We start from the raw sequence: 25,152 nt of genomic DNA, 5'->3' as shown, positions 1-25,152 counted from the left end.
ATTTCATACACCTTTGATGATTATACTTGAGGAAAAAGAGCGAAAAAAATATCTATTAACATAAGGATTCTCTATTCCTACGGTGAATAGTATAAAAGGTTAAATTAAGAAACAAAAAAGTGTTGACGTAGAATAGTGAGGGTGGTAGTATATTAAAGCAGTCGTTAATGACCTGTTAACAACGTGAAGATATTAAAAATATTTTAATATTTTATTGACAATGAATTAACAAAATGATATATTAATAGAGTTACTCCTGACGAAGAGGTTAAAATTAATGTCTGGGTAATTCAAACGAGTATTGTTGTTCTTTGAAAACTAAACAAACAAAATCGTGCAAACAAACAATAACTATTAGTGGATCTTTCGTAAGAAAGTGAAGCTAAGCCAACGTAACAAATGAGCTAATCAACTTTCTTGGAGAGTTTGATCCTGGCTCAGGACGAACGCTGGCGGCGTGCCTAATACATGCAAGTCGAGCGAATCTTTAGGAGCTTGCTCCTGAAGGTTAGCGGCGGACGGGTGAGTAACACGTGGGCAACCTGCCTGTAAGACTGGGATAACTTCGGGAAACCGGAGCTAATACCGGATAATCCTTTTCCTCACATGAGGAAAAGCTGAAAGACGGTTTCGGCTGTCACTTACAGATGGGCCCGCGGCGCATTAGCTAGTTGGTGAGGTAACGGCTCACCAAGGCGACGATGCGTAGCCGACCTGAGAGGGTGATCGGCCACACTGGGACTGAGACACGGCCCAGACTCCTACGGGAGGCAGCAGTAGGGGATCTTCCGCAATGGACGAAAGTCTGACGGAGCAACGCCGCGTGAGCGATGAAGGCCTTCGGGTCGTAAAGCTCTGTTGTTAGGGAAGAACAAGTACCGGAGTAACTGCCGGTACCTTGACGGTACCTAACCAGAAAGCCACGGCTAACTACGTGCCAGCAGCCGCGGTAATACGTAGGTGGCAAGCGTTGTCCGGAATTATTGGGCGTAAAGCGCGCGCAGGCGGTCCTTTAAGTCTGATGTGAAAGCCCACGGCTCAACCGTGGAGGGTCATTGGAAACTGGGGGACTTGAGTGCAGAAGAGGAAAGTGGAATTCCACGTGTAGCGGTGAAATGCGTAGAGATGTGGAGGAACACCAGTGGCGAAGGCGACTTTCTGGTCTGTAACTGACGCTGAGGCGCGAAAGCGTGGGGAGCAAACAGGATTAGATACCCTGGTAGTCCACGCCGTAAACGATGAGTGCTAAGTGTTAGAGGGTTTCCGCCCTTTAGTGCTGCAGCTAACGCATTAAGCACTCCGCCTGGGGAGTACGGCCGCAAGGCTGAAACTCAAAGGAATTGACGGGGGCCCGCACAAGCGGTGGAGCATGTGGTTTAATTCGAAGCAACGCGAAGAACCTTACCAGGTCTTGACATCCTCTGACACCCCTAGAGATAGGGCTTTCCCCTTCGGGGGACAGAGTGACAGGTGGTGCATGGTTGTCGTCAGCTCGTGTCGTGAGATGTTGGGTTAAGTCCCGCAACGAGCGCAACCCTTGATCTTAGTTGCCAGCATTCAGTTGGGCACTCTAAGGTGACTGCCGGTGACAAACCGGAGGAAGGTGGGGATGACGTCAAATCATCATGCCCCTTATGACCTGGGCTACACACGTGCTACAATGGATGGTACAAAGGGCTGCAAAACCGCAAGGTCGAGCCAATCCCATAAAACCATTCTCAGTTCGGATTGTAGGCTGCAACTCGCCTACATGAAGCCGGAATCGCTAGTAATCGCGGATCAGCATGCCGCGGTGAATACGTTCCCGGGCCTTGTACACACCGCCCGTCACACCACGAGAGTTTGTAACACCCGAAGTCGGTGGGGTAACCGTAAGGAGCCAGCCGCCTAAGGTGGGACAGATGATTGGGGTGAAGTCGTAACAAGGTAGCCGTATCGGAAGGTGCGGCTGGATCACCTCCTTTCTAAGGATATATGCCGGACATATGAGCCGGACAAAACAGTTTGTTTGAAACACGTTCTTTGTTTGTTTAGTTTTGAGAGAGCAATTCTCTCGAAGCTTTTTTTATTCGTTCTTTGAAAACTGGATAATCGTAAAGAAGAAGTCAAAGTAAGAACCGAGTAATAGGGAAAAATGCAGTTCAATTTTTCCTTGCCATTTTAGTTTTCTCTCTTATTTAAGTAAGAGAAATAAACCTTTTAGGTTAAGTTAGAAAGGGCGCACGGTGAATGCCTTGGCACTAGGAGCCGATGAAGGACGGGACTAACACCGATATGCTTCGGGGAGCTGTAAGTAAGCTTTGATCCGGAGATTTCCGAATGGGGAAACCCGCTGTTCGTAATGGAACAGTATCTTTACCTGAATACATAGGGTATGGAAGGCATACCCGGGGAACTGAAACATCTAAGTACCCGGAGGAAGAGAAAGCAAACGCGATTCCCTGAGTAGCGGCGAGCGAAACGGGACATAGCCCAAACCAAGAGGCTTGCCTCTTGGGGTTGTAGGACACTCAACATGGAGTTACAAAGGAACGGGGTAGATGAAGCGATCTGGAAAGGTCCGTCATAGAAGGTAAAAACCCTGTAGTTGAAACTTCGTTCCCTCCTGAGTGGATCCTGAGTACGGCCGGACACGTGAAATCCGGTCGGAAGCAGGGAGGACCATCTCCCAAGGCTAAATACTCCCTAGTGACCGATAGTGAACCAGTACCGTGAGGGAAAGGTGAAAAGCACCCCGGAAGGGGAGTGAAATAGTTCCTGAAACCGTGTGCCTACAAGTAGTCAGAGCCCGTTTATGGGTGATGGCGTGCCTTTTGTAGAATGAACCGGCGAGTTACGATTACATGCAAGGTTAAGTTGAAGAGACGGAGCCGCAGCGAAAGCGAGTCTGAATAGGGCGAATGAGTATGTGGTCGTAGACCCGAAACCAGGTGATCTACCCATGTCCAGGGTGAAGTCCAGGTAACACTGGATGGAGGCCCGAACCCACGCACGTTGAAAAGTGCGGGGATGAGGTGTGGGTAGCGGAGAAATTCCAATCGAACTTGGAGATAGCTGGTTCTCTCCGAAATAGCTTTAGGGCTAGCCTCACGTAGTAAGAGTCTTGGAGGTAGAGCACTGTTTGGACTAGGGGCCCTCATCGGGTTACCGAATTCAGACAAACTCCGAATGCCAAAGACTTATCCGTGGGAGTCAGACTGCGAGTGATAAGATCCGTAGTCAAAAGGGAAACAGCCCAGACCACCAGCTAAGGTCCCAAAGTATACGTTAAGTGGAAAAGGATGTGGAGTTGCTTAGACAACCAGGATGTTGGCTTAGAAGCAGCCACCATTTAAAGAGTGCGTAATAGCTCACTGGTCGAGTGACTCTGCGCCGAAAATGTACCGGGGCTAAACGTATCACCGAAGCTGTGGATTGACATCTTCGATGTCAGTGGTAGGAGAGCGTTCTAAGGGCGTTGAAGTCAGACCGTAAGGACTGGTGGAGCGCTTAGAAGTGAGAATGCCGGTATGAGTAGCGAAAGATGAGTGAGAATCTCATCCACCGAATGCCTAAGGTTTCCTGAGGAAGGCTCGTCCGCTCAGGGTTAGTCGGGACCTAAGCCGAGGCCGAAAGGCGTAGGCGATGGACAACAGGTTGATATTCCTGTACCACCTCTTTATCGTTTGAGCAACGGGGGGACGCAGGAGGATAGGGTAAGCGCGCTGTTGGATATGCGCGTCTAAGCAGTTAGGCTGCAAGCGAGGCAAATCCCGCTTGCGTTAGGCTGAGCTGTGACAGCGAGGGAAATTTAGTACCGAAGTTCCTGATTCCACACTGCCAAGAAAAGCCTCTAGCGAGATAAAAGGTGCCCGTACCGCAAACCGACACAGGTAGGCGAGGAGAGAATCCTAAGGTGAGCGAGAGAACTCTCGTTAAGGAACTCGGCAAAATGACCCCGTAACTTCGGGAGAAGGGGTGCTCTTTGGGGTGAATAGCCTCGAAGAGCCGCAGTGAATAGGCCCAGGCGACTGTTTAGCAAAAACACAGGTCTCTGCGAAGCCGCAAGGCGAAGTATAGGGGCTGACGCCTGCCCGGTGCTGGAAGGTTAAGAGGAGGGGTTAGCGCAAGCGAAGCTCTGAATCGAAGCCCCAGTAAACGGCGGCCGTAACTATAACGGTCCTAAGGTAGCGAAATTCCTTGTCGGGTAAGTTCCGACCCGCACGAAAGGCGTAACGATCTGGGCACTGTCTCAACGAGAGACTCGGTGAAATTATAGTACCTGTGAAGATGCAGGTTACCCGCGACAGGACGGAAAGACCCCGTGGAGCTTTACTGTAGCCTGATATTGAATTTTGGTACAGCTTGTACAGGATAGGTAGGAGCCGTAGAAGCCGGAGCGCTAGCTTCGGTGGAGGCGTCGGTGGGATACTACCCTGGCTGTATTGAAATTCTAACCCGCACCCCTCATCGGGGTGGGAGACAGTGTCAGGTGGGCAGTTTGACTGGGGCGGTCGCCTCCTAAAGAGTAACGGAGGCGCCCAAAGGTTCCCTCAGAATGGTTGGAAATCATTCGTAGAGTGTAAAGGCACAAGGGAGCTTGACTGCGAGACCTACAAGTCGAGCAGGGACGAAAGTCGGGCTTAGTGATCCGGTGGTTCCGCATGGAAGGGCCATCGCTCAACGGATAAAAGCTACCCCGGGGATAACAGGCTTATCTCCCCCAAGAGTCCACATCGACGGGGAGGTTTGGCACCTCGATGTCGGCTCATCGCATCCTGGGGCTGTAGTCGGTCCCAAGGGTTGGGCTGTTCGCCCATTAAAGCGGTACGCGAGCTGGGTTCAGAACGTCGTGAGACAGTTCGGTCCCTATCCGTCGTGGGCGCAGGAAATTTGAGAGGAGCTGTCCTTAGTACGAGAGGACCGGGATGGACGCACCGCTGGTGTACCAGTTGTCTTGCCAAAGGCATCGCTGGGTAGCTATGTGCGGACGGGATAAGTGCTGAAAGCATCTAAGCATGAAGCCCCCCTCAAGATGAGATTTCCCATAGCGTCAAGCTAGTAAGAACCCTGAAAGATGATCAGGTTGATAGGTCAGAGGTGGAAGCGCGGTGACGTGTGGAGCTGACTGATACTAATCGTTCGAGGACTTAACCAAGTCATATTTATATGAACAAGGTGAACTCGTTTTTACCAAACTTCTTCTGCATTATCCAGTTTTGAGGGAATGAAACCTCAAAGAAAATAGTCTGGCAGCAATGGCGAGAAGGTCACACCCGTTCCCATACCGAACACGGAAGTTAAGCTTCTCAGCGCCGATGGTAGTTGGGACTTTGTCCCTGTGAGAGTAGGACGTTGCCAGGCGAAAGACAAAGAAGCTATTCTCTGTCTTTAAAATCTCCTTTTGGAGAAAAAATAAAAACTTTATATTGCATTGAAACACCAACGGTGTTATCATGTAAAAGTTGCTTCAAAAAGTACATCAGTTAAAAATATCTTTTCAAAAGAAAGTAATTTTCAGTTGATATATAAGAAGCAATGTGATATGATAGTTTTTGTCGCTATTTTAATTAGCAGCTTTGTTCTTTGAAAACTAAACAAACAAAATCGTGCAAACAAACAATAACTATTAGTGGATCTTTCGTAAGAAAGTGAAGCTAAGCCAACGTAACAAATGAGCTAATCAACTTTCTTGGAGAGTTTGATCCTGGCTCAGGACGAACGCTGGCGGCGTGCCTAATACATGCAAGTCGAGCGAATCTTTAGGAGCTTGCTCCTGAAGGTTAGCGGCGGACGGGTGAGTAACACGTGGGCAACCTGCCTGTAAGACTGGGATAACTTCGGGAAACCGGAGCTAATACCGGATAATCCTTTTCCTCACATGAGGAAAAGCTGAAAGACGGTTTCGGCTGTCACTTACAGATGGGCCCGCGGCGCATTAGCTAGTTGGTGAGGTAACGGCTCACCAAGGCGACGATGCGTAGCCGACCTGAGAGGGTGATCGGCCACACTGGGACTGAGACACGGCCCAGACTCCTACGGGAGGCAGCAGTAGGGAATCTTCCGCAATGGACGAAAGTCTGACGGAGCAACGCCGCGTGAGCGATGAAGGCCTTCGGGTCGTAAAGCTCTGTTGTTAGGGAAGAACAAGTACCGGAGTAACTGCCGGTACCTTGACGGTACCTAACCAGAAAGCCACGGCTAACTACGTGCCAGCAGCCGCGGTAATACGTAGGTGGCAAGCGTTGTCCGGAATCATTGGGCGTAAAGCGCGCGCAGGCGGTCCTTTAAGTCTGATGTGAAAGCCCACGGCTCAACCGTGGAGGGTCATTGGAAACTGGGGGACTTGAGTGCAGAAGAGGAAAGTGGAATTCCACGTGTAGCGGTGAAATGCGTAGAGATGTGGAGGAACACCAGTGGCGAAGGCGACTTTCTGGTCTGTAACTGACGCTGAGGCGCGAAAGCGTGGGGAGCAAACAGGATTAGATACCCTGGTAGTCCACGCCGTAAACGATGAGTGCTAAGTGTTAGAGGGTTTCCGCCCTTTAGTGCTGCAGCTAACGCATTAAGCACTCCGCCTGGGGAGTACGGCCGCAAGGCTGAAACTCAAAGGAATTGACGGGGGCCCGCACAAGCGGTGGAGCATGTGGTTTAATTCGAAGCAACGCGAAGAACCTTACCAGGTCTTGACATCCTCTGACACCCCTAGAGATAGGGCTTTCCCCTTCGGGGGACAGAGTGACAGGTGGTGCATGGTTGTCGTCAGCTCGTGTCGTGAGATGTTGGGTTAAGTCCCGCAACGAGCGCAACCCTTGATCTTAGTTGCCAGCATTCAGTTGGGCACTCTAAGGTGACTGCCGGTGACAAACCGGAGGAAGGTGGGGATGACGTCAAATCATCATGCCCCTTATGACCTGGGCTACACACGTGCTACAATGGATGGTACAAAGGGCTGCAAAACCGCAAGGTCGAGCCAATCCCATAAAACCATTCTCAGTTCGGATTGTAGGCTGCAACTCGCCTACATGAAGCCGGAATCGCTAGTAATCGCGGATCAGCATGCCGCGGTGAATACGTTCCCGGGCCTTGTACACACCGCCCGTCACACCACGAGAGTTTGTAACACCCGAAGTCGGTGGGGTAACCGTAAGGAGCCAGCCGCCTAAGGTGGGACAGATGATTGGGGTGAAGTCGTAACAAGGTAGCCGTATCGGAAGGTGCGGCTGGATCACCTCCTTTCTAAGGATATATGCCGGACATATGAGCCGGACAAAACAGTTTGTTTGAAACACGTTCTTTGTTTGTTTAGTTTTGAGAGAGCAATTAATCTCTCGAAGCTTTTTTTATTCGTTCTTTGAAAACTGGATAATCGTAAAGAAGAAGTCAAAGTAAGAACCGAGTTATAGGGAAAAATGCAGTTCAATTTTTCCTTGCCGTTTTAGTTTTCTCTCTTATTATGTAAGAGAATTAAACCTTTTAGGTTAAGTTAGAAAGGGCGCACGGTGAATGCCTTGGCACTAGGAGCCGATGAAGGACGGGACTAACACCGATATGCTTCGGGGAGCTGTAAGTAAGCTTTGATCCGGAGATTTCCGAATGGGGAAACCCATTGCTCGTAATGGAGCAATATCTTTACCTGAATACATAGGGTATGGAAGGCATACCCGGGGAACTGAAACATCTAAGTACCCGGAGGAAGAGAAAGCAAACGCGATTCCCTGAGTAGCGGCGAGCGAAACGGGACATAGCCCAAACCAAGAGGCTTGCCTCTTGGGGTTGTAGGACACTCAACATGGAGTTACAAAGGAACGGGGTAGATGAAGCGATCTGGAAAGGTCCGTCATAGAAGGTAAAAACCCTGTAGTTGAAACTTCGTTCCCTCCTGAGTGGATCCTGAGTACGGCCGGACACGTGAAATCCGGTCGGAAGCAGGGAGGACCATCTCCCAAGGCTAAATACTCCCTAGTGACCGATAGTGAACCAGTACCGTGAGGGAAAGGTGAAAAGCACCCCGGAAGGGGAGTGAAATAGTTCCTGAAACCGTGTGCCTACAAGTAGTCAGAGCCCGTTCATGGGTGATGGCGTGCCTTTTGTAGAATGAACCGGCGAGTTACGATTACATGCAAGGTTAAGTTGAAGAGACGGAGCCGCAGCGAAAGCGAGTCTGAATAGGGCGAATGAGTATGTGGTCGTAGACCCGAAACCAGGTGATCTACCCATGTCCAGGGTGAAGTCCAGGTAACACTGGATGGAGGCCCGAACCCACGCACGTTGAAAAGTGCGGGGATGAGGTGTGGGTAGCGGAGAAATTCCAATCGAACTTGGAGATAGCTGGTTCTCTCCGAAATAGCTTTAGGGCTAGCCTCACGTAGTAAGAGTCTTGGAGGTAGAGCACTGTTTGGACTAGGGGCCCTCATCGGGTTACCGAATTCAGACAAACTCCGAATGCCAAAGACTTATCCGTGGGAGTCAGACTGCGAGTGATAAGATCCGTAGTCAAAAGGGAAACAGCCCAGACCACCAGCTAAGGTCCCAAAGTATACGTTAAGTGGAAAAGGATGTGGAGTTGCTTAGACAACCAGGATGTTGGCTTAGAAGCAGCCACCATTTAAAGAGTGCGTAATAGCTCACTGGTCGAGTGACTCTGCGCCGAAAATGTACCGGGGCTAAACGTATCACCGAAGCTGTGGATTGACATCTTCGATGTCAGTGGTAGGAGAGCGTTCTAAGGGCGTTGAAGTCAGACCGTAAGGACTGGTGGAGCGCTTAGAAGTGAGAATGCCGGTATGAGTAGCGAAAGATGAGTGAGAATCTCATCCACCGAATGCCTAAGGTTTCCTGAGGAAGGCTCGTCCGCTCAGGGTTAGTCGGGACCTAAGCCGAGGCCGAAAGGCGTAGGCGATGGACAACAGGTTGATATTCCTGTACCACCTCTTTATCGTTTGAGCAACGGGGGGACGCAGGAGGATAGGGTAAGCGCGCTGTTGGATATGCGCGTCTAAGCAGTTAGGCTGCAAGTGAGGCAAATCCCGCTTGCGTGAAGGCTGAGCTGTGACAGCGAGGGAAATTTAGTACCGAAGTTCCTGATTCCACACTGCCAAGAAAAGCCTCTAGCGAGATAAAAGGTGCCCGTACCGCAAACCGACACAGGTAGGCGAGGAGAGAATCCTAAGGTGAGCGAGAGAACTCTCGTTAAGGAACTCGGCAAAATGACCCCGTAACTTCGGGAGAAGGGGTGCTCTTTGGGGTGAATAGCCTCGAAGAGCCGCAGTGAATAGGCCCAGGCGACTGTTTAGCAAAAACACAGGTCTCTGCGAAGCCGCAAGGCGAAGTATAGGGGCTGACGCCTGCCCGGTGCTGGAAGGTTAAGAGGAGGGGTTAGCGCAAGCGAAGCTCTGAATCGAAGCCCCAGTAAACGGCGGCCGTAACTATAACGGTCCTAAGGTAGCGAAATTCCTTGTCGGGTAAGTTCCGACCCGCACGAAAGGCGTAACGATCTGGGCACTGTCTCAACGAGAGACTCGGTGAAATTATAGTACCTGTGAAGATGCAGGTTACCCGCGACAGGACGGAAAGACCCCGTGGAGCTTTACTGTAGCCTGATATTGAATTTTGGTACAGCTTGTACAGGATAGGTAGGAGCCGTAGAAGCCGGAGCGCTAGCTTCGGTGGAGGCGTCGGTGGGATACTACCCTGGCTGTATTGAAATTCTAACCCGCACCCCTCATCGGGGTGGGAGACAGTGTCAGGTGGGCAGTTTGACTGGGGCGGTCGCCTCCTAAAGAGTAACGGAGGCGCCCAAAGGTTCCCTCAGAATGGTTGGAAATCATTCGTAGAGTGTAAAGGCACAAGGGAGCTTGACTGCGAGACCTACAAGTCGAGCAGGGACGAAAGTCGGGCTTAGTGATCCGGTGGTTCCGCATGGAAGGGCCATCGCTCAACGGATAAAAGCTACCCCGGGGATAACAGGCTTATCTCCCCCAAGAGTCCACATCGACGGGGAGGTTTGGCACCTCGATGTCGGCTCATCGCATCCTGGGGCTGTAGTCGGTCCCAAGGGTTGGGCTGTTCGCCCATTAAAGCGGTACGCGAGCTGGGTTCAGAACGTCGTGAGACAGTTCGGTCCCTATCCGTCGTGGGCGCAGGAAATTTGAGAGGAGCTGTCCTTAGTACGAGAGGACCGGGATGGACGCACCGCTGGTGTACCAGTTGTCTTGCCAAAGGCATCGCTGGGTAGCTATGTGCGGACGGGATAAGTGCTGAAAGCATCTAAGCATGAAGCCCCCCTCAAGATGAGATTTCCCATAGCGTCAAGCTAGTAAGAACCCTGAAAGATGATCAGGTTGATAGGTCAGAGGTGGAAGCGCGGTGACGTGTGGAGCTGACTGATACTAATCGTTCGAGGACTTAACCAAGTCATATATATATGAACAAGGTGAACTCGTTTTTACCAAACTTCTTCTGCATTATCCAGTTTTGAGGGAATGAAACCTCAAAGAAAATAGCCTGGCAGCAATGGCGAGAAGGTCACACCCGTTCCCATACCGAACACGGAAGTTAAGCTTCTCAGCGCCGATGGTAGTTGGGACTTTGTCCCTGTGAGAGTAGGACGTTGCCAGGCGAAAGACAAAGAAGCTATTCTCTGTCTTTAAAATCTCCTTTTGGAGAAAAAATAAAAACTTTATATTGCATTGAAACACCAACGGTGTTATCATGTAAAAGTTGCTTCAAAAAGTACATCAGTTAAAAATATCTTTTCAAAAGAAAGTAATTTTCAGTTGATATATAAGAAGCAATGTGATATGATAGTTTTTGTCGCTATTTTAATTAGCAGCTTTGTTCTTTGAAAACTAAACAAACAAAATCGTGCAAACAAACAATAACTATTAGTGGATCTTTCGTAAGAAAGTGAAGCTAAGCCAACGTAACAAATGAGCTAATCAACTTTCTTGGAGAGTTTGATCCTGGCTCAGGACGAACGCTGGCGGCGTGCCTAATACATGCAAGTCGAGCGAATCTTTAGGAGCTTGCTCCTGAAGGTTAGCGGCGGACGGGTGAGTAACACGTGGGCAACCTGCCTGTAAGACTGGGATAACTTCGGGAAACCGGAGCTAATACCGGATAATCCTTTTCCTCACATGAGGAAAAGCTGAAAGACGGTTTCGGCTGTCACTTACAGATGGGCCCGCGGCGCATTAGCTAGTTGGTGAGGTAACGGCTCACCAAGGCGACGATGCGTAGCCGACCTGAGAGGGTGATCGGCCACACTGGGACTGAGACACGGCCCAGACTCCTACGGGAGGCAGCAGTAGGGAATCTTCCGCAATGGACGAAAGTCTGACGGAGCAACGCCGCGTGAGCGATGAAGGCCTTCGGGTCGTAAAGCTCTGTTGTTAGGGAAGAACAAGTACCGGAGTAACTGCCGGTACCTTGACGGTACCTAACCAGAAAGCCACGGCTAACTACGTGCCAGCAGCCGCGGTAATACGTAGGTGGCAAGCGTTGTCCGGAATCATTGGGCGTAAAGCGCGCGCAGGCGGTCCTTTAAGTCTGATGTGAAAGCCCACGGCTCAACCGTGGAGGGTCATTGGAAACTGGGGGACTTGAGTGCAGAAGAGGAAAGTGGAATTCCACGTGTAGCGGTGAAATGCGTAGAGATGTGGAGGAACACCAGTGGCGAAGGCGACTTTCTGGTCTGTAACTGACGCTGAGGCGCGAAAGCGTGGGGAGCAAACAGGATTAGATACCCTGGTAGTCCACGCCGTAAACGATGAGTGCTAAGTGTTAGAGGGTTTCCGCCCTTTAGTGCTGCAGCTAACGCATTAAGCACTCCGCCTGGGGAGTACGGCCGCAAGGCTGAAACTCAAAGGAATTGACGGGGGCCCGCACAAGCGGTGGAGCATGTGGTTTAATTCGAAGCAACGCGAAGAACCTTACCAGGTCTTGACATCCTCTGACACCCCTAGAGATAGGGCTTTCCCCTTCGGGGGACAGAGTGACAGGTGGTGCATGGTTGTCGTCAGCTCGTGTCGTGAGATGTTGGGTTAAGTCCCGCAACGAGCGCAACCCTTGATCTTAGTTGCCAGCATTCAGTTGGGCACTCTAAGGTGACTGCCGGTGACAAACCGGAGGAAGGTGGGGATGACGTCAAATCATCATGCCCCTTATGACCTGGGCTACACACGTGCTACAATGGATGGTACAAAGGGCTGCAAAACCGCAAGGTCGAGCCAATCCCATAAAACCATTCTCAGTTCGGATTGTAGGCTGCAACTCGCCTACATGAAGCCGGAATCGCTAGTAATCGCGGATCAGCATGCCGCGGTGAATACGTTCCCGGGCCTTGTACACACCGCCCGTCACACCACGAGAGTTTGTAACACCCGAAGTCGGTGGGGTAACCGTAAGGAGCCAGCCGCCTAAGGTGGGACAGATGATTGGGGTGAAGTCGTAACAAGGTAGCCGTATCGGAAGGTGCGGCTGGATCACCTCCTTTCTAAGGATATATGCCGGACATATGAGCCGGACAAAACAGTTTGTTTGAAACACGTTCTTTGTTTGTTTAGTTTTGAGAGAGCAATTCTCTCGAAGCTTTTTTTATTCGTTCTTTGAAAACTGGATAATCGTAAAGAAGAAGTCAAAGTAAGAACCGAGTAATAGGGAAAAATGCAGTTCAATTTTTCCTTGCCATTTTAGTTTTCTCTCTTATTTAAGTAAGAGAAATAAACCTTTTAGGTTAAGTTAGAAAGGGCGCACGGTGAATGCCTTGGCACTAGGAGCCGATGAAGGACGGGACTAACACCGATATGCTTCGGGGAGCTGTAAGTAAGCTTTGATCCGGAGATTTCCGAATGGGGAAACCCATTGCTCGTAATGGAGCAATATCTTTACCTAAATACATAGGGTATGGAAGGCATACCCGGGGAACTGAAACATCTAAGTACCCGGAGGAAGAGAAAGCAAACGCGATTCCCTGAGTAGCGGCGAGCGAAACGGGACATAGCCCAAACCAAGAGGCTTGCCTCTTGGGGTTGTAGGACACTCAACATGGAGTTACAAAGGAACGGGGTAGATGAAGCGATCTGGAAAGGTCCGTCATAGAAGGTAAAAACCCTGTAGTTGAAACTTCGTTCCCTCCTGAGTGGATCCTGAGTACGGCCGGACACGTGAAATCCGGTCGGAAGCAGGGAGGACCATCTCCCAAGGCTAAATACTCCCTAGTGACCGATAGTGAACCAGTACCGTGAGGGAAAGGTGAAAAGCACCCCGGAAGGGGAGTGAAATAGTTCCTGAAACCGTGTGCCTACAAGTAGTCAGAGCCCGTTTATGGGTGATGGCGTGCCTTTTGTAGAATGAACCGGCGAGTTACGATTACATGCAAGGTTAAGTTGAAGAGACGGAGCCGCAGCGAAAGCGAGTCTGAATAGGGCGAATGAGTATGTGGTCGTAGACCCGAAACCAGGTGATCTACCCATGTCCAGGGTGAAGTCCAGGTAACACTGGATGGAGGCCCGAACCCACGCACGTTGAAAAGTGCGGGGATGAGGTGTGGGTAGCGGAGAAATTCCAATCGAACTTGGAGATAGCTGGTTCTCTCCGAAATAGCTTTAGGGCTAGCCTCACGTAGTAAGAGTCTTGGAGGTAGAGCACTGTTTGGACTAGGGGCCCTCATCGGGTTACCGAATTCAGACAAACTCCGAATGCCAAAGACTTATCCGTGGGAGTCAGACTGCGAGTGATAAGATCCGTAGTCAAAAGGGAAACAGCCCAGACCACCAGCTAAGGTCCCAAAGTATACGTTAAGTGGAAAAGGATGTGGAGTTGCTTAGACAACCAGGATGTTGGCTTAGAAGCAGCCACCATTTAAAGAGTGCGTAATAGCTCACTGGTCGAGTGACTCTGCGCCGAAAATGTACCGGGGCTAAACGTATCACCGAAGCTGTGGATTGACATCGTTGATGTCAGTGGTAGGAGAGCGTTCTAAGGGCGTTGAAGTCAGACCGTAAGGACTGGTGGAGCGCTTAGAAGTGAGAATGCCGGTATGAGTAGCGAAAGATGAGTGAGAATCTCATCCACCGAATGCCTAAGGTTTCCTGAGGAAGGCTCGTCCGCTCAGGGTTAGTCGGGACCTAAGCCGAGGCCGAAAGGCGTAGGCGATGGACAACAGGTTGATATTCCTGTACCACCTCTTTATCGTTTGAGCAACGGGGGGACGCAGGAGGATAGGGTAAGCGCGCTGTTGGATATGCGCGTCTAAGCAGTTAGGCTGCAAGCGAGGCAAATCCCGCTTGCGTTAGGCTGAGCTGTGACAGCGAGGGAAATTTAGTACCGAAGTTCCTGATTCCACACTGCCAAGAAAAGCCTCTAGCGAGATAAAAGGTGCCCGTACCGCAAACCGACACAGGTAGGCGAGGAGAGAATCCTAAGGTGAGCGAGAGAACTCTCGTTAAGGAACTCGGCAAAATGACCCCGTAACTTCGGGAGAAGGGGTGCTCTTTGGGGTGAATAGCCTCGAAGAGCCGCAGTGAATAGGCCCAGGCGACTGTTTAGCAAAAACACAGGTCTCTGCGAAGCCGCAAGGCGAAGTATAGGGGCTGACGCCTGCCCGGTGCTGGAAGGTTAAGAGGAGGGGTTAGCGCAAGCGAAGCTCTGAATCGAAGCCCCAGTAAACGGCGGCCGTAACTATAACGGTCCTAAGGTAGCGAAATTCCTTGTCGGGTAAGTTCCGACCCGCACGAAAGGCGTAACGATCTGGGCACTGTCTCAACGAGAGACTCGGTGAAATTATAGTACCTGTGAAGATGCAGGTTACCCGCGACAGGACGGAAAGACCCCGTGGAGCTTTACTGTAGCCTGATATTGAATTTTGGTACAGCTTGTACAGGATAGGTAGGAGCCGTAGAAGCCGGAGCGCTAGCTTCGGTGGAGGCGTCGGTGGGATACTACCCTGGCTGTATTGAAATTCTAACCCGCACCCCTCATCGGGGTGGGAGACAGTGTCAGGTGGGCAGTTTGACTGGGGCGGTCGCCTCCTAAAGAGTAACGGAGGCGCCCAAAGGTTCCCTCAGAATGGTTGGAAATCATTCGTAGAGTGTAAAGGCACAAGGGAGCTTGACTGCGAGACCTACAAGTCGAGCAGGGACGAAAGTCGGGCTTAGTGATCCGGTGGTTCCGCATGGAAGGGCCATCGCTCAACGGATAAAAGCTACCCCGGGGATAACAGGCTTATCTCCCCCAAGAGTCCACATCGACGGGGAGGTTTGGCACCTCGATGTCGGCTCATCGCATCCTGGGGCTGTAGTCGGTCCCAAGGGTTGGGCTGTTCGCCCATTAAAGCGGTACGCGAGCTGGGTTCAGAACGTCGTGAGACAGTTCGGTCCCTATCCGTCGTGGGCGCAGGAAATTTGAGAGGAGCTGTCCTTAGTACGAGAGGACCGGGATGGACGCACCGCTGGTGTACCAGTTGTCTTGCCAAAGGCATCGCTGGGTAGCTATGTGCGGACGGGATAAGTGCTGAAAGCATCTAAGCATGAAGCCCCCCTCAAGATGAGATTTCCCATAGCGTCAAGCTAGTAAGAACCCTGAAAGATGATCAGGTTGATAGGTCAGAGGTGGAAGCGCGGTGACGTGTGGAGCTGACTGATACTAATCGTTCGAGGACTTAACCAAGTCATATTTATATGAACAAGGTGAACTCGTTTTTACCAAACTTCTTCTGCATTATCCAGTTTTGAGGGAATGAAACCTCAAACAAATAGTCTGGCAGCAATGGCGAGAAGGTCACACCCGTTCCCATACCGAACACGGAAGTTAAGCTTCTCAGCGCCGATGGTAGTTGGGACTTTGTCCCTGTGAGAGTAGGACGTTGCCAGGCAAGAATGAAAGACAACCTGATATGGGTTGTCTTTTTTGTGCTTGTCCGAAAGGGCAATGAACCTTTTTTTAAACTTACAATTCGATTCCGCTGATAAAATCCCTAAATTTGCTGATATATAAAATAGAACCCCCAAACACACCCACTCAAAATAAATCTAAAAATAGATTAAAACTATTCTTAACAAACGAATCAAAATAGAGTTAAACTGTACTACAGAAAGAGAACACATTTGGGATTTCTTTTGTTGCACAATAGCTTTATAATGGTTGCAATTATTCTTTTCATTAATATTGTTTATGTATCTTTTTTTACAATTTGAATGATATTAACGTTAAAAGGCCAGCGTTATTTAGCTGCGTTTTTAAGTACAAATTACGATTGTATGATACAATAAAAAATTTGGATCCTAAAGCATTTATCATTCCTTATGAACCAAAGTCAATCCATGGCGGATTTTGGGTTAAATCAGTGAAACGAGGGAAATTGTTTTCATGAGTAAAGAAAAAAAGAAAATGAATTTTGAAGTTCAAGAAAACGAAACGATTGAAGAATGTTTAGAACGAATTAAGAAGCTAGGGTATGTTCCTACCAGGCGGACGGAGAAACCAATTTTTCAAGAGGTCATAAAAGGCTGTGAAACGGCATATGAACCAGTTGGAAGACAAATCATTTTTGAAGCGAAGATAATTGACAAAAGCGAACATTAAATTTACCAATTAAAAAAATGTTCGTTTTTATTGACCATTTGCTGTGATAATTGTTAATATAGAGGTATCGAAAAGTTCATAAAGTAAAACCCTCGTATAATAATGGGAATATGGCCCATAAGTTTCTACCCAATTACCGTAAATGATTGGACTATGAGGGAAAGTGGATAATGCCAGTAGTGTTAACTCACTCCAAGGTGTTTTTCTGTTCACATTTCCAGCCCGGACAGACTGCTTTCTCTCAACCAAAATTGGGGAAAGTGTCTGTTTTAGGGCTTTTTATTTTGGAAAAAGGTTGGGAGGAACAAACATGAACCCGAAAGTAGCAGTCATAATGGGAAGTAAATCCGATTGGGAAACGATAAAGCATGCATGTGAAACACTTGATCGTTTAGACATCCCGTACGAAAAAAAAGTTGTCTCCGCACATCGGACTCCTGATTTAATGTTTGATTTTGCAGACTCTGCACGAAATAGAGGAATAAAGGTAATTATTGCCGGAGCAGGAGGAGCCGCACATTTACCGGGAATGGTAGCAGCTAAAACTACACTTCCTGTTATTGGGATTCCGGTTCAATCAAAAGCACTAAATGGCTTAGACTCTTTATTATCAATTGTTCAAATGCCGGCGGGAGTACCTGTTGCGACCGTTGCGATCGGAAAAGCCGGTGCAACAAATGCAGGTTTACTCGCAGCTCAAATTTTATCAATAACCGATCCTGAATTGGCGGAACGTCTCGAAAGTATACGTCAGGAAGCAAAAATAGCCGCAATAGAAAGCAGTGATGAACTTGTATAACAAAGTTGTTTTACCGGGTCATACTATCGGAATTATTGGAGGCGGCCAATTAGGAAGAATGATGGCACTCTCTGCAAGGGAAATGGGATATCGAATTGCTGTACTTGATCCTACGGAGGATTCACCTTGTGGTCAAATAGCAGACGAAAAAATAATAGCTTCTTATGATGATATGGATGCAATCAAGGAGCTAGCTAAAAAAAGTGATGTTATTACCTATGAATTTGAAAATATTGATTCAGCGGCACTCTCCTGGCTTTGTGCGAATGCTTATGTACCGCAAGGAAAAAAACTGCTTGAGATTTCTCAAGACCGAATTAACGAAAAACGAGCAATACAAATTGCCGGTGTCCAGGTAGCACCGTATGCTGAAATTTATTCAATAAATGATATCTATGATAGTATCAAGATGTTGGGTTTACCGGCTGTTTTGAAAACATCACGCGGCGGGTACGATGGAAAAGGCCAAGTTGTAATTCATAAAGAGCAGGAAATTGAAGCAGCAGCAAAATTGTTGGAGCACGGCAGTTGTGTTCTTGAAAAATGGGTTCCTTTTAAAAAAGAGATCTCTGTCATTGTCACGCGAAATATGAATAGTGAAACAACCGTTTTCCCTGTGGCGGAAAATGTTCATATAAATAATATTCTGCATCAGACAATTGTTCCCGCTAGAATAAGTAAAGGAGCAGAAGAAATAGCTATCCACTATGCTAAGAAACTTGCTGATGCTTTTAACTTAATTGGAACGCTGGCTGTAGAAATGTTTTTAACTGAAGATGATACGATTTATATAAATGAGATTGCTCCAAGACCTCATAATTCCGGGCATTATTCGATTGAAGCATGTCAAACTTCACAATTTGAACAGCATATCAGAGCGGTGTGTAACTTACCATTAGGAAGTACTGAGCTATTAAAACCTGCTGTAATGGTAAACCTATTAGGGGAACACCAATCTCGTATGTTGGAGAAATTATCAGAAGTGAAGGATTGGAAAATTCATTTTTATGGAAAAAAGGAACCAAAGATTAAACGAAAAATGGGGCATGTTAACCTACTTCGCGAATCTGTAGAAACAGCGCTTGAAGAAGCAGTGAACAGCGGCATTTGGGAAAGAGTAGTGGAAAAAGTCTAGAAACATAATTTATTGACTGAAATTTGGAGGTAAAAGATGATTGATCGTTATACAAGACCTGAAATGGGTGCAATTTGGACAGAAGAAAACCGATTTAAAGCATGGTTGGAGGTAGAAATTCTCGCTTGTGAGGCATGGTCAGAGCTTGGAGATATTCCGAAAGAGGACGTGCAAAAACTACGTGAAAAAGCATCCTTCAATATTGACAGAATTAAAGAGATTGAAGAAGAAACAAGACATGATGTCGTTGCATTTACCCGTGCGGTATCCGAAACATTAGGTGAAGAACGGAAATGGGTTCATTACGGATTAACATCTACAGATGTAGTCGATACAGCTCTTTCCTATTTATTAAAACAAGCCAATGAAATTTTACAAAGAGATATTGAGAACTTTATTGAAATTTTGAAGAACAAAGCACAAGAACATAAGTTAACGGTTATGATGGGGCGTACACATGGTGTTCATGCCGAGCCGACAACTTTTGGTCTAAAACTCGCTCTTTGGTATGAAGAAATGAAACGAAACCTTGAGCGTTTCAAACAAGCGGCTCGAGGAATTGAGTTCGGTAAAATTTCCGGAGCTGTCGGAACGTATGCCAATATTAATCCGTTTGTCGAACAATATGTTTGTGAAAAGTTAGGTCTCGAGCGTGCACCGATTTCTACACAAACCTTGCAGCGTGACCGACATGCTCATTACATGTCAGCTCTTGCATTAATTGCAACATCAATTGAAAAATTTGCGGTAGAAGTTCGCGGACTGCAAAAAAGTGAAACGCGTGAAGTCGAAGAATTTTTTGCAAAAGGGCAAAAGGGTTCATCAGCGATGCCGCATAAACGGAATCCGATTGGCTCTGAAAATATGACGGGAATTGCTCGAGTAATTCGCGGCTACATGCTGACTGCTTATGAAAATGTACCACTTTGGCATGAACGTGATATTTCACATTCTTCTGCAGAAAGGATTATATTGCCGGATGCCACAATTGGCTTGAATTATATGCTTAATCGCTTTAGCAACATTATCAAAAACCTGACAGTCTATCCGGAAAATATGAAGCGAAACATGGACAGGACACTTGGCTTGATTTATTCACAACGGGTGCTGCTTGCTCTTATTGATAAAGGATTATCACGCGAAGAAGCATATGACACTGTGCAGCCAAAGGCTATGGAGGCATGGGAAAATCAAGTGCCTTTCCGAGGTTTGATTGAAGCAGAAGAGAAAATTACAGCACTACTTTCACCGGAAGAAATTGCCGATTGTTTTGATTATAACTACCACTTGCAACATGTAAATACAATTTTTGACCGTTTAGGCTTAAATGAATAATTAAAGGGGCATGCTTAGCCCCTCTGTTTTATCCTGAAGATTCCTAATATTGCGAAACGTGGAGGCGTTCCTGATGAAAGAACTTCTATATGAAGGAAAAGCGAAAAGAATTTATACAACAGAAAATGAACAGATCGTTTTGGTTGAGTACAAGGATTCGGCAACAGCTTTTAACGGAGAAAAAAAAGCAAACATAACCGGTAAAGGACGTTTAAATAACGAGATTACTAGTTTGCTATTTTTACAGTTGAAAGAAGCTGGAATTGATTCTCACTTTATCGAGAGAGTTTCAGAAAAGGAACAGCTCGTGAAAAAAGTATCCATCATCCCGCTTGAAACAGTGGTACGGAATGTTGCAGCCGGCAGCTTTTCAAAAAGATTAGGAGTCGAAGAAGGGAAAGAATTAAAAGCTCCAATCGTTGAGTTTTATTTAAAAGATGATGCTCTGGGCGACCCGCTTGTAACAGTGGATCATATTCTTGAACTAAACTTAGCAACAGAAGAAGAAATCTCTATTTTAAAAGAGAAGGCATTACAGGTTGATGCGGTTCTAACGAGCTTTTTTGATGAGCTGGGTATTCGTCTTGTCGATTTTAAATTAGAGTTTGGAAAAGACTATCAAGGTCAAATTTTGCTTGCTGATGAAATATCACCTGACACTTGCCGCTTTTGGGATAAAAATACGAATGAAAAGCTTGATAAGGATGTATTCCGTCGTGATTTAGGGAATTTAACAGATGCATATGAAAATATTTTAGCGAGATTAGGAGGACATCAGCATGTATAAAGTTAAGGTATATGTGACGTTAAGAGAAAGTGTATTAGATCCGCAGGGTAAGGCAGTAACGAACTCTTTAAACTCTTTAAACTATAAGGAAGTTGCCGATGTCCGAATCGGTAAATATATGGAGCTAACAATTGAAAAATCAGAGCGGGATATTAATGATGTGGTGAATGAAATTTGTACCAACCTATTAGCAAATCCGGTTATTGAAGATTACCGTTACGAAGTAGAGGAGTGTGTTACTCAGTGAAATTTGCGGTAATCGTCTTTCCAGGATCGAATTGTGACGTTGATATGTTTCATGCCATTCAAGATGAACTTGGAGAGCAGGTTGAATATGTTTGGCACGATACAGAAAGTCTTGAAGAGTTTGACGGAATTTTGCTCCCTGGCGGCTTTTCATATGGTGACTATTTGCGCACTGGAGCCATTGCCAGATTTAGTAATGTCATGAAGGAAGTCATAAAAGCTGCAGAAGCAGGTAAGCCGGTTCTAGGAGTATGTAACGGATTTCAGATTCTCCTTGAAGCAGGATTACTTCCGGGGGCGATGAGACGGAATGAAAGTCTATCCTTTATTTGTAAGCCGGTTGAATTAAAGGTAGAGAACAAGCAGACAATGTTTACGGGTGAATATAGCGAAGGGCAAACGATTATGATCCCGGTTGCGCACGGAGAAGGAAACTACTATTGTGACGACGAAACGCTCGAGAAATTAAAGGAAAACAATCAAATTGTCTTTACATATCAGCAGAACCCGAACGGAAGCCTTGCTGATATCGCGGGAATTACGAATGAAAAAGGGAATGTTCTTGGTATGATGCCACACCCTGAAAGAGCTGTAGATGAGCTTTTAGGCGGTGCAGATGGACTGAAAATGTTTCAATCGATTGTAAAACATTGGAGGGAAGCAAATGTTGTTAACGCTTGAACCAAATCCTAATCAGATTAAAGCAGAAAAAATTTATCAGCAAATGGGTTTATCCGATGAAGAATTTTCAATGGTTGAAAACATTCTTGGACGTACTCCTAATTATACAGAAACAGGCCTGTTTTCCGTTATGTGGTCTGAACATTGCAGCTACAAAAATTCCAAGCCTGTTCTAAGGAAATTCCCGGTAACAGGCGATCGTGTACTTCAAGGTCCCGGCGAAGGTGCTGGGATTGTCGATATCGGCGATAATCAGGCGGTTGTATTTAAAATTGAAAGCCATAACCACCCTTCCGCAATTGAACCTTATCAAGGGGCTGCAACGGGTGTTGGCGGTATTATCCGTGATGTTTTCTCCATGGGAGCAAGACCGATCGCAATGTTAAACTCACTTCGCTTTGGTGAGCTGGACTCAGCAAGGGTTCGCTATTTATTTAAGGAAGTCGTTGCCGGTATTGCCGGTTACGGAAACTGTATCGGAATCCCAACTGTCGGCGGCGAAATTCAATTTGACCCATGCTATGAGGGAAATCCCTTAGTCAATGCGATGTGTGTTGGGTTAATAGATCATAAGGATATTAAAAAAGGGCAGGCACATGGTGAAGGTAATACGGTGATGTATGTCGGTGCAAAAACAGGACGTGACGGTATTCATGGTGCAACATTTGCTTCCGAAGAATTAACAGAACAATCTAATGAAGATCGTCCGGCTGTTCAGGTAGGCGACCCGTTTATGGAGAAACTGCTATTAGAAGCATGCCTGGAGTTAATTCATTTTGATTCACTTGTAGGGATTCAGGATATGGGCGCAGCAGGGTTGGTAAGTTCTTCTGCTGAAATGGCAAGTAAAGCAGGAATGGGTATTGAAATGAACTTAGATCTTGTTCCACAACGGGAAACAGGAATGACGGCTTATGAAATGATGCTGTCAGAATCCCAGGAACGGATGCTCATCGTCGTAGAAAAAGGAAGAGAACAAGAAATCGTTGATCTTTTTGCAAAATATGGCTTAGAAGCAGTTGGAATCGGTAAGGTAACGAGCGATAAAAAGCTGCGTTTAATCCATAAAGGGGAAACAGTTGCCGATGTACCTGTTGATGCATTAGCGGAAGATGCACCTGTTTACCATAAACCATCAAAAGAACCTGACTATTATGCAGAGTTCCAAGCGATGGAAAATGAAATTCCACAAGTTGATGATGTTAAGGATACTCTTTTAAATATCTTAAGTCAGCCAACAGTAGCAAGCAAGGAATGGGTTTATGGGCAATACGACTACATGGTACGCACCAATACTGTCATTGCTCCCGGTTCTGATGCTGCGGTTGTTAGGATTCGCGGTACTCGGAAAGCTTTAGCAATGACAACTGATTGCAATTCCCGCTATGTCTATTTGGATCCTGAAATGGGTGGGAAAATCGCGGTTGCTGAGGCAGCCCGTAATATTATTTGTTCCGGTGCTGAGCCATTAGCGATTACAGATAACTTAAACTTTGGTAATCCGGAGAAACCGGAAGTATTCTGGCAGATTGAAAAAGCGGCAGATGGAATGAGTGAAGCATGCCGTATTCTAAATACACCAGTAATCGGCGGTAACGTCTCTTTATATAACGAAACAAGCGGTACAGCTATTTATCCAACACCAGTGGTTGGAATGGTTGGATTAGTAACAGATCTTAACCACATTACAACTCAGCATTTTAAACAAAACGGCGATCTTATTTATCTGGTTGGCGAAACCAAAGATGAATTTGGCGGCAGCGAGCTGCAAAAACTGTTGAACGGAAAAGTTTTTGGCAAAGCGCCGGAATTAAACGTGGCTTTGGAAAAAGAAAGACAGGATCAAATTCTAGCAGCGATACGTGCAGGTGTGGTGCAATCGGCACATGACCTTTCGGAAGGCGGGTTAGCTGTTGCTCTGGCAGAAAGTTTATTTGCTAATGAAAAGCTTGGTGCCACCGTCGAAATCGAGGGGAATCCGGTATCGTCATTATTTAGTGAAACACAATCCCGTTTTCTATTAACCGTCAAAAAAGAGCACCAATCAGAATTTGAGCGTTTAGTCACAGCAAACCTGATTGGCGAAGTGAATGAATCCGGAAAATTGCAGGTTCTAGCCGAAAAGACGAGTGTTCTTGAGGCTTCAGTTGACCAATTAAAAGCTGCTTGGAAAGGAGCTATCCCATGCTTGCTGAATTAAAGGGTTTAAATGAAGAGTGTGGAATTTTTGGCGTTTGGGGACATCCTGATGCAGCACAGCTAACCTATTATGGCCTTCACAGTCTTCAGCATCGCGGTCAAGAAGGTACAGGCATCGTGGTATCTGACGGAAAAACGCTTAAAGGTGCTAAGGGAGAAGGGTTAGTTTCCGAGATTTTTACATCAAATGTAATGAAGGAATTAACAGGGGATGCGGCTATTGGCCATGTTCGCTATGCCACTGCAGGAGGCGGCGGATACGAGAATGTCCAGCCGCTCTTGTTCCATTCTCAAAGCGGCAGCCTTGCCCTTGCTCATAACGGAAATCTGGTAAACGTCAAATCGTTAAAACATCAGCTTGAAGCGCAGGGAAGTATTTTTCAAACGAGCTCCGATACAGAGGTTTTGGCTCACTTAATGAAAAGAAGCGGTTATTCCGATTCAAAAGACCGTGCCAAAAATGCTCTATCGATGTTAAAAGGGGCTTATGCCTATTTAATAATGACAGAAACTGAACTAATGGTGGCTCTCGATCCCCATGGCTTGAGACCACTTTCTTTAGGCTGCCTAGGAGATGCCTATGTTGTCGCATCGGAAACATGTGCTTTTGATGTTGTGGGAGCGGAATATATCCGTGATATTTTACCCGGCGAATTGTTAATTATTAATAATGATGGTCTAACATCTGAACAATTTGCTGTAAGTACGACGAAAGCCATTTGCACAATGGAGTATATTTATTTTTCAAGACCTGACAGTGATATACAGGGAATTAATGTCCATACCGCCCGTAAAAGCCTCGGGAAGAAACTGGCACTTGAAGCGCCGATTGAAGCAGACGTCGTTACTGGTGTACCGGATTCCAGCATTTCAGCAGCAATCGGCTATGCTGAAGCAGCGGGAATTCCCTATGAGATGGGCTTAATTAAAAATCGTTATGTCGGACGTACCTTCATCCAGCCTTCGCAGTCACTTAGAGAGCAAGGGGTAAAAATGAAATTATCACCGGTTCGGGGTGTTGTAGAAGGAAAGCGTGTCATCATGGTTGACGATTCTATTGTTAGGGGAACGACCAGCCGACGAATCGTAACAATGTTGAAAGATGCAGGAGCGACAGAGGTCCATGTGGTCATCAGTTCGCCACCGATTAAAAACCCATGTTTCTATGGCATCGATACATCAACGAAGGAAGAATTAATTGCCTCTGATAAATCAGTGGAGGAAATAAGAAAACTAATTGGTGCGGATTCCTTAACGTTTATAAGTGTGGAAGGAATGATCGAAGCCATTGGTAAAAAAGATGGTAATGGGACAGAAGGGTACTGTCTGGGCTGCTTTACCGGAAAATACCCAACTGAAATTTATCCTGACACACTGCAATATTATTATCAAAAATAGGAGGGACAG

Annotated in this window: 9 protein-coding genes, 9 rRNA genes, 1 pseudogene and 1 riboswitch; all 19 genes and pseudogenes read left to right on the top strand. The window is 47.0% G+C overall.

Annotation, left to right across the window (positions count from 1 at the left end; all coding sequences use genetic code 11):
- The first annotated feature begins 414 nt into the window (after window positions 1-414).
- The 19 genes and pseudogenes from AC3ANV_RS25895 to purF all read left to right on the top strand — a co-directional run bounded on the left by AC3ANV_RS25895 (window position 415) and on the right by purF (window position 25,143).
- Window positions 415-1,964, top strand: a 16S ribosomal RNA gene (locus AC3ANV_RS25895).
- Between the two features lie 238 nt (window positions 1,965-2,202).
- Window positions 2,203-5,137: ribosomal RNA gene (locus tag AC3ANV_RS25890) — 23S ribosomal RNA — on the top strand.
- A gap of 90 nt (window positions 5,138-5,227) precedes the next feature.
- Window positions 5,228-5,343, top strand: a 5S ribosomal RNA gene (gene rrf / locus AC3ANV_RS25885).
- 325 nt (window positions 5,344-5,668) lie between these two features.
- A 16S ribosomal RNA gene (locus AC3ANV_RS25880) occupies window positions 5,669-7,218 on the top strand.
- A 240-nt stretch (window positions 7,219-7,458) separates the two neighbouring features.
- Window positions 7,459-10,394, top strand: a 23S ribosomal RNA gene (locus AC3ANV_RS25875).
- A 90-nt stretch (window positions 10,395-10,484) separates the two neighbouring features.
- A 5S ribosomal RNA gene (gene rrf / locus AC3ANV_RS25870) occupies window positions 10,485-10,600 on the top strand.
- A 325-nt stretch (window positions 10,601-10,925) separates the two neighbouring features.
- Window positions 10,926-12,475 (top strand): 16S ribosomal RNA (locus AC3ANV_RS25865).
- Window positions 12,476-12,713: 238 nt separating this feature from the next.
- Window positions 12,714-15,648, top strand: a 23S ribosomal RNA gene (locus tag AC3ANV_RS25860).
- Between the two features lie 89 nt (window positions 15,649-15,737).
- Window positions 15,738-15,853 (top strand): 5S ribosomal RNA (gene rrf, locus AC3ANV_RS25855).
- The 16S, 23S and 5S rRNA genes sit together here, the layout of an rRNA operon.
- 366 nt (window positions 15,854-16,219) lie before the next feature.
- Window positions 16,220-16,351, top strand: a pseudogene (locus AC3ANV_RS25850) (DUF2179 domain-containing protein); the annotation flags it as partial.
- A complete protein-coding gene (locus AC3ANV_RS25845) occupies window positions 16,348-16,563 on the top strand; it encodes an NETI motif-containing protein (protein WP_488311437.1) in 216 nt (71 codons plus the stop codon). The pseudogene AC3ANV_RS25850 and the gene AC3ANV_RS25845, both read left to right, overlap by 4 nt.
- A 72-nt stretch (window positions 16,564-16,635) precedes the next feature.
- A riboswitch (purine riboswitch) is annotated at window positions 16,636-16,737 on the top strand.
- Between the two features lie 136 nt (window positions 16,738-16,873).
- On the top strand, window positions 16,874-17,362 hold the full coding sequence (gene purE / locus AC3ANV_RS25840) for a 5-(carboxyamino)imidazole ribonucleotide mutase (protein WP_488311436.1): 489 nt from the start codon (window positions 16,874-16,876) through the stop codon (window positions 17,360-17,362).
- Window positions 17,349-18,497, top strand: coding sequence for a 5-(carboxyamino)imidazole ribonucleotide synthase (gene purK, locus AC3ANV_RS25835; protein ID WP_488311435.1), 1,149 nt, complete (start codon window positions 17,349-17,351; stop codon window positions 18,495-18,497). Before purE ends, purK begins: the two co-directional genes overlap by 14 nt.
- A gap of 36 nt (window positions 18,498-18,533) precedes the next feature.
- Window positions 18,534-19,832 carry an adenylosuccinate lyase gene (gene purB / locus AC3ANV_RS25830; RefSeq protein ID WP_488311434.1) on the top strand — a complete coding sequence of 433 codons (1,299 nt, stop codon included), beginning with the start codon at window positions 18,534-18,536 and terminating at the stop codon, window positions 19,830-19,832.
- Between the two features lie 73 nt (window positions 19,833-19,905).
- On the top strand, window positions 19,906-20,619 hold the full coding sequence (gene purC, locus AC3ANV_RS25825; protein WP_488311433.1) for a phosphoribosylaminoimidazolesuccinocarboxamide synthase: 714 nt from the start codon (window positions 19,906-19,908) through the stop codon (window positions 20,617-20,619).
- A complete protein-coding gene (gene purS / locus AC3ANV_RS25820; RefSeq protein WP_488311432.1) occupies window positions 20,612-20,866 on the top strand; it encodes a phosphoribosylformylglycinamidine synthase subunit PurS in 255 nt (84 codons plus the stop codon). Before purC ends, purS begins: the two co-directional genes overlap by 8 nt.
- Window positions 20,863-21,546, top strand: coding sequence for a phosphoribosylformylglycinamidine synthase subunit PurQ (gene purQ / locus AC3ANV_RS25815; protein WP_488311431.1), 684 nt, complete (start codon window positions 20,863-20,865; stop codon window positions 21,544-21,546). Before purS ends, purQ begins: the two co-directional genes overlap by 4 nt.
- Window positions 21,530-23,746 carry a phosphoribosylformylglycinamidine synthase subunit PurL gene (gene purL / locus AC3ANV_RS25810; protein ID WP_488311430.1) on the top strand — a complete coding sequence of 739 codons (2,217 nt, stop codon included), beginning with the start codon at window positions 21,530-21,532 and terminating at the stop codon, window positions 23,744-23,746. Before purQ ends, purL begins: the two co-directional genes overlap by 17 nt.
- On the top strand, window positions 23,731-25,143 hold the full coding sequence (gene purF, locus AC3ANV_RS25805; protein ID WP_488311429.1) for an amidophosphoribosyltransferase: 1,413 nt from the start codon (window positions 23,731-23,733) through the stop codon (window positions 25,141-25,143). Before purL ends, purF begins: the two co-directional genes overlap by 16 nt.
- Window positions 25,144-25,152 lie beyond the last annotated feature (9 nt).

This window comes from Neobacillus sp. DFD-2R, assembly GCF_057747865.1.
This window is presented reverse-complemented; position numbering and strand designations above follow the sequence as displayed.

Bases quoted from the DNA above. Each gene is read 5' to 3' on its own strand.
- AC3ANV_RS25845 (WP_488311437.1), top strand. From the start codon at position 16,348: ATGAGTAAAGAAAAAAAGAAAATGAATTTTGAAGTTCAAGAAAACGAA.
- purE (WP_488311436.1), top strand. From the start codon at position 16,874: ATGAACCCGAAAGTAGCAGTCATAATGGGAAGTAAATCCGATTGGGAA.
- purK (WP_488311435.1), top strand. From the start codon at position 17,349: ATGAACTTGTATAACAAAGTTGTTTTACCGGGTCATACTATCGGAATT.
- purB (WP_488311434.1), top strand. From the start codon at position 18,534: ATGATTGATCGTTATACAAGACCTGAAATGGGTGCAATTTGGACAGAA.
- purC (WP_488311433.1), top strand. From the start codon at position 19,906: ATGAAAGAACTTCTATATGAAGGAAAAGCGAAAAGAATTTATACAACA.
- purS (WP_488311432.1), top strand. From the start codon at position 20,612: ATGTATAAAGTTAAGGTATATGTGACGTTAAGAGAAAGTGTATTAGAT.
- purL (WP_488311430.1), top strand. From the start codon at position 21,530: ATGTTGTTAACGCTTGAACCAAATCCTAATCAGATTAAAGCAGAAAAA.
- purF (WP_488311429.1), top strand. From the start codon at position 23,731: ATGCTTGCTGAATTAAAGGGTTTAAATGAAGAGTGTGGAATTTTTGGC.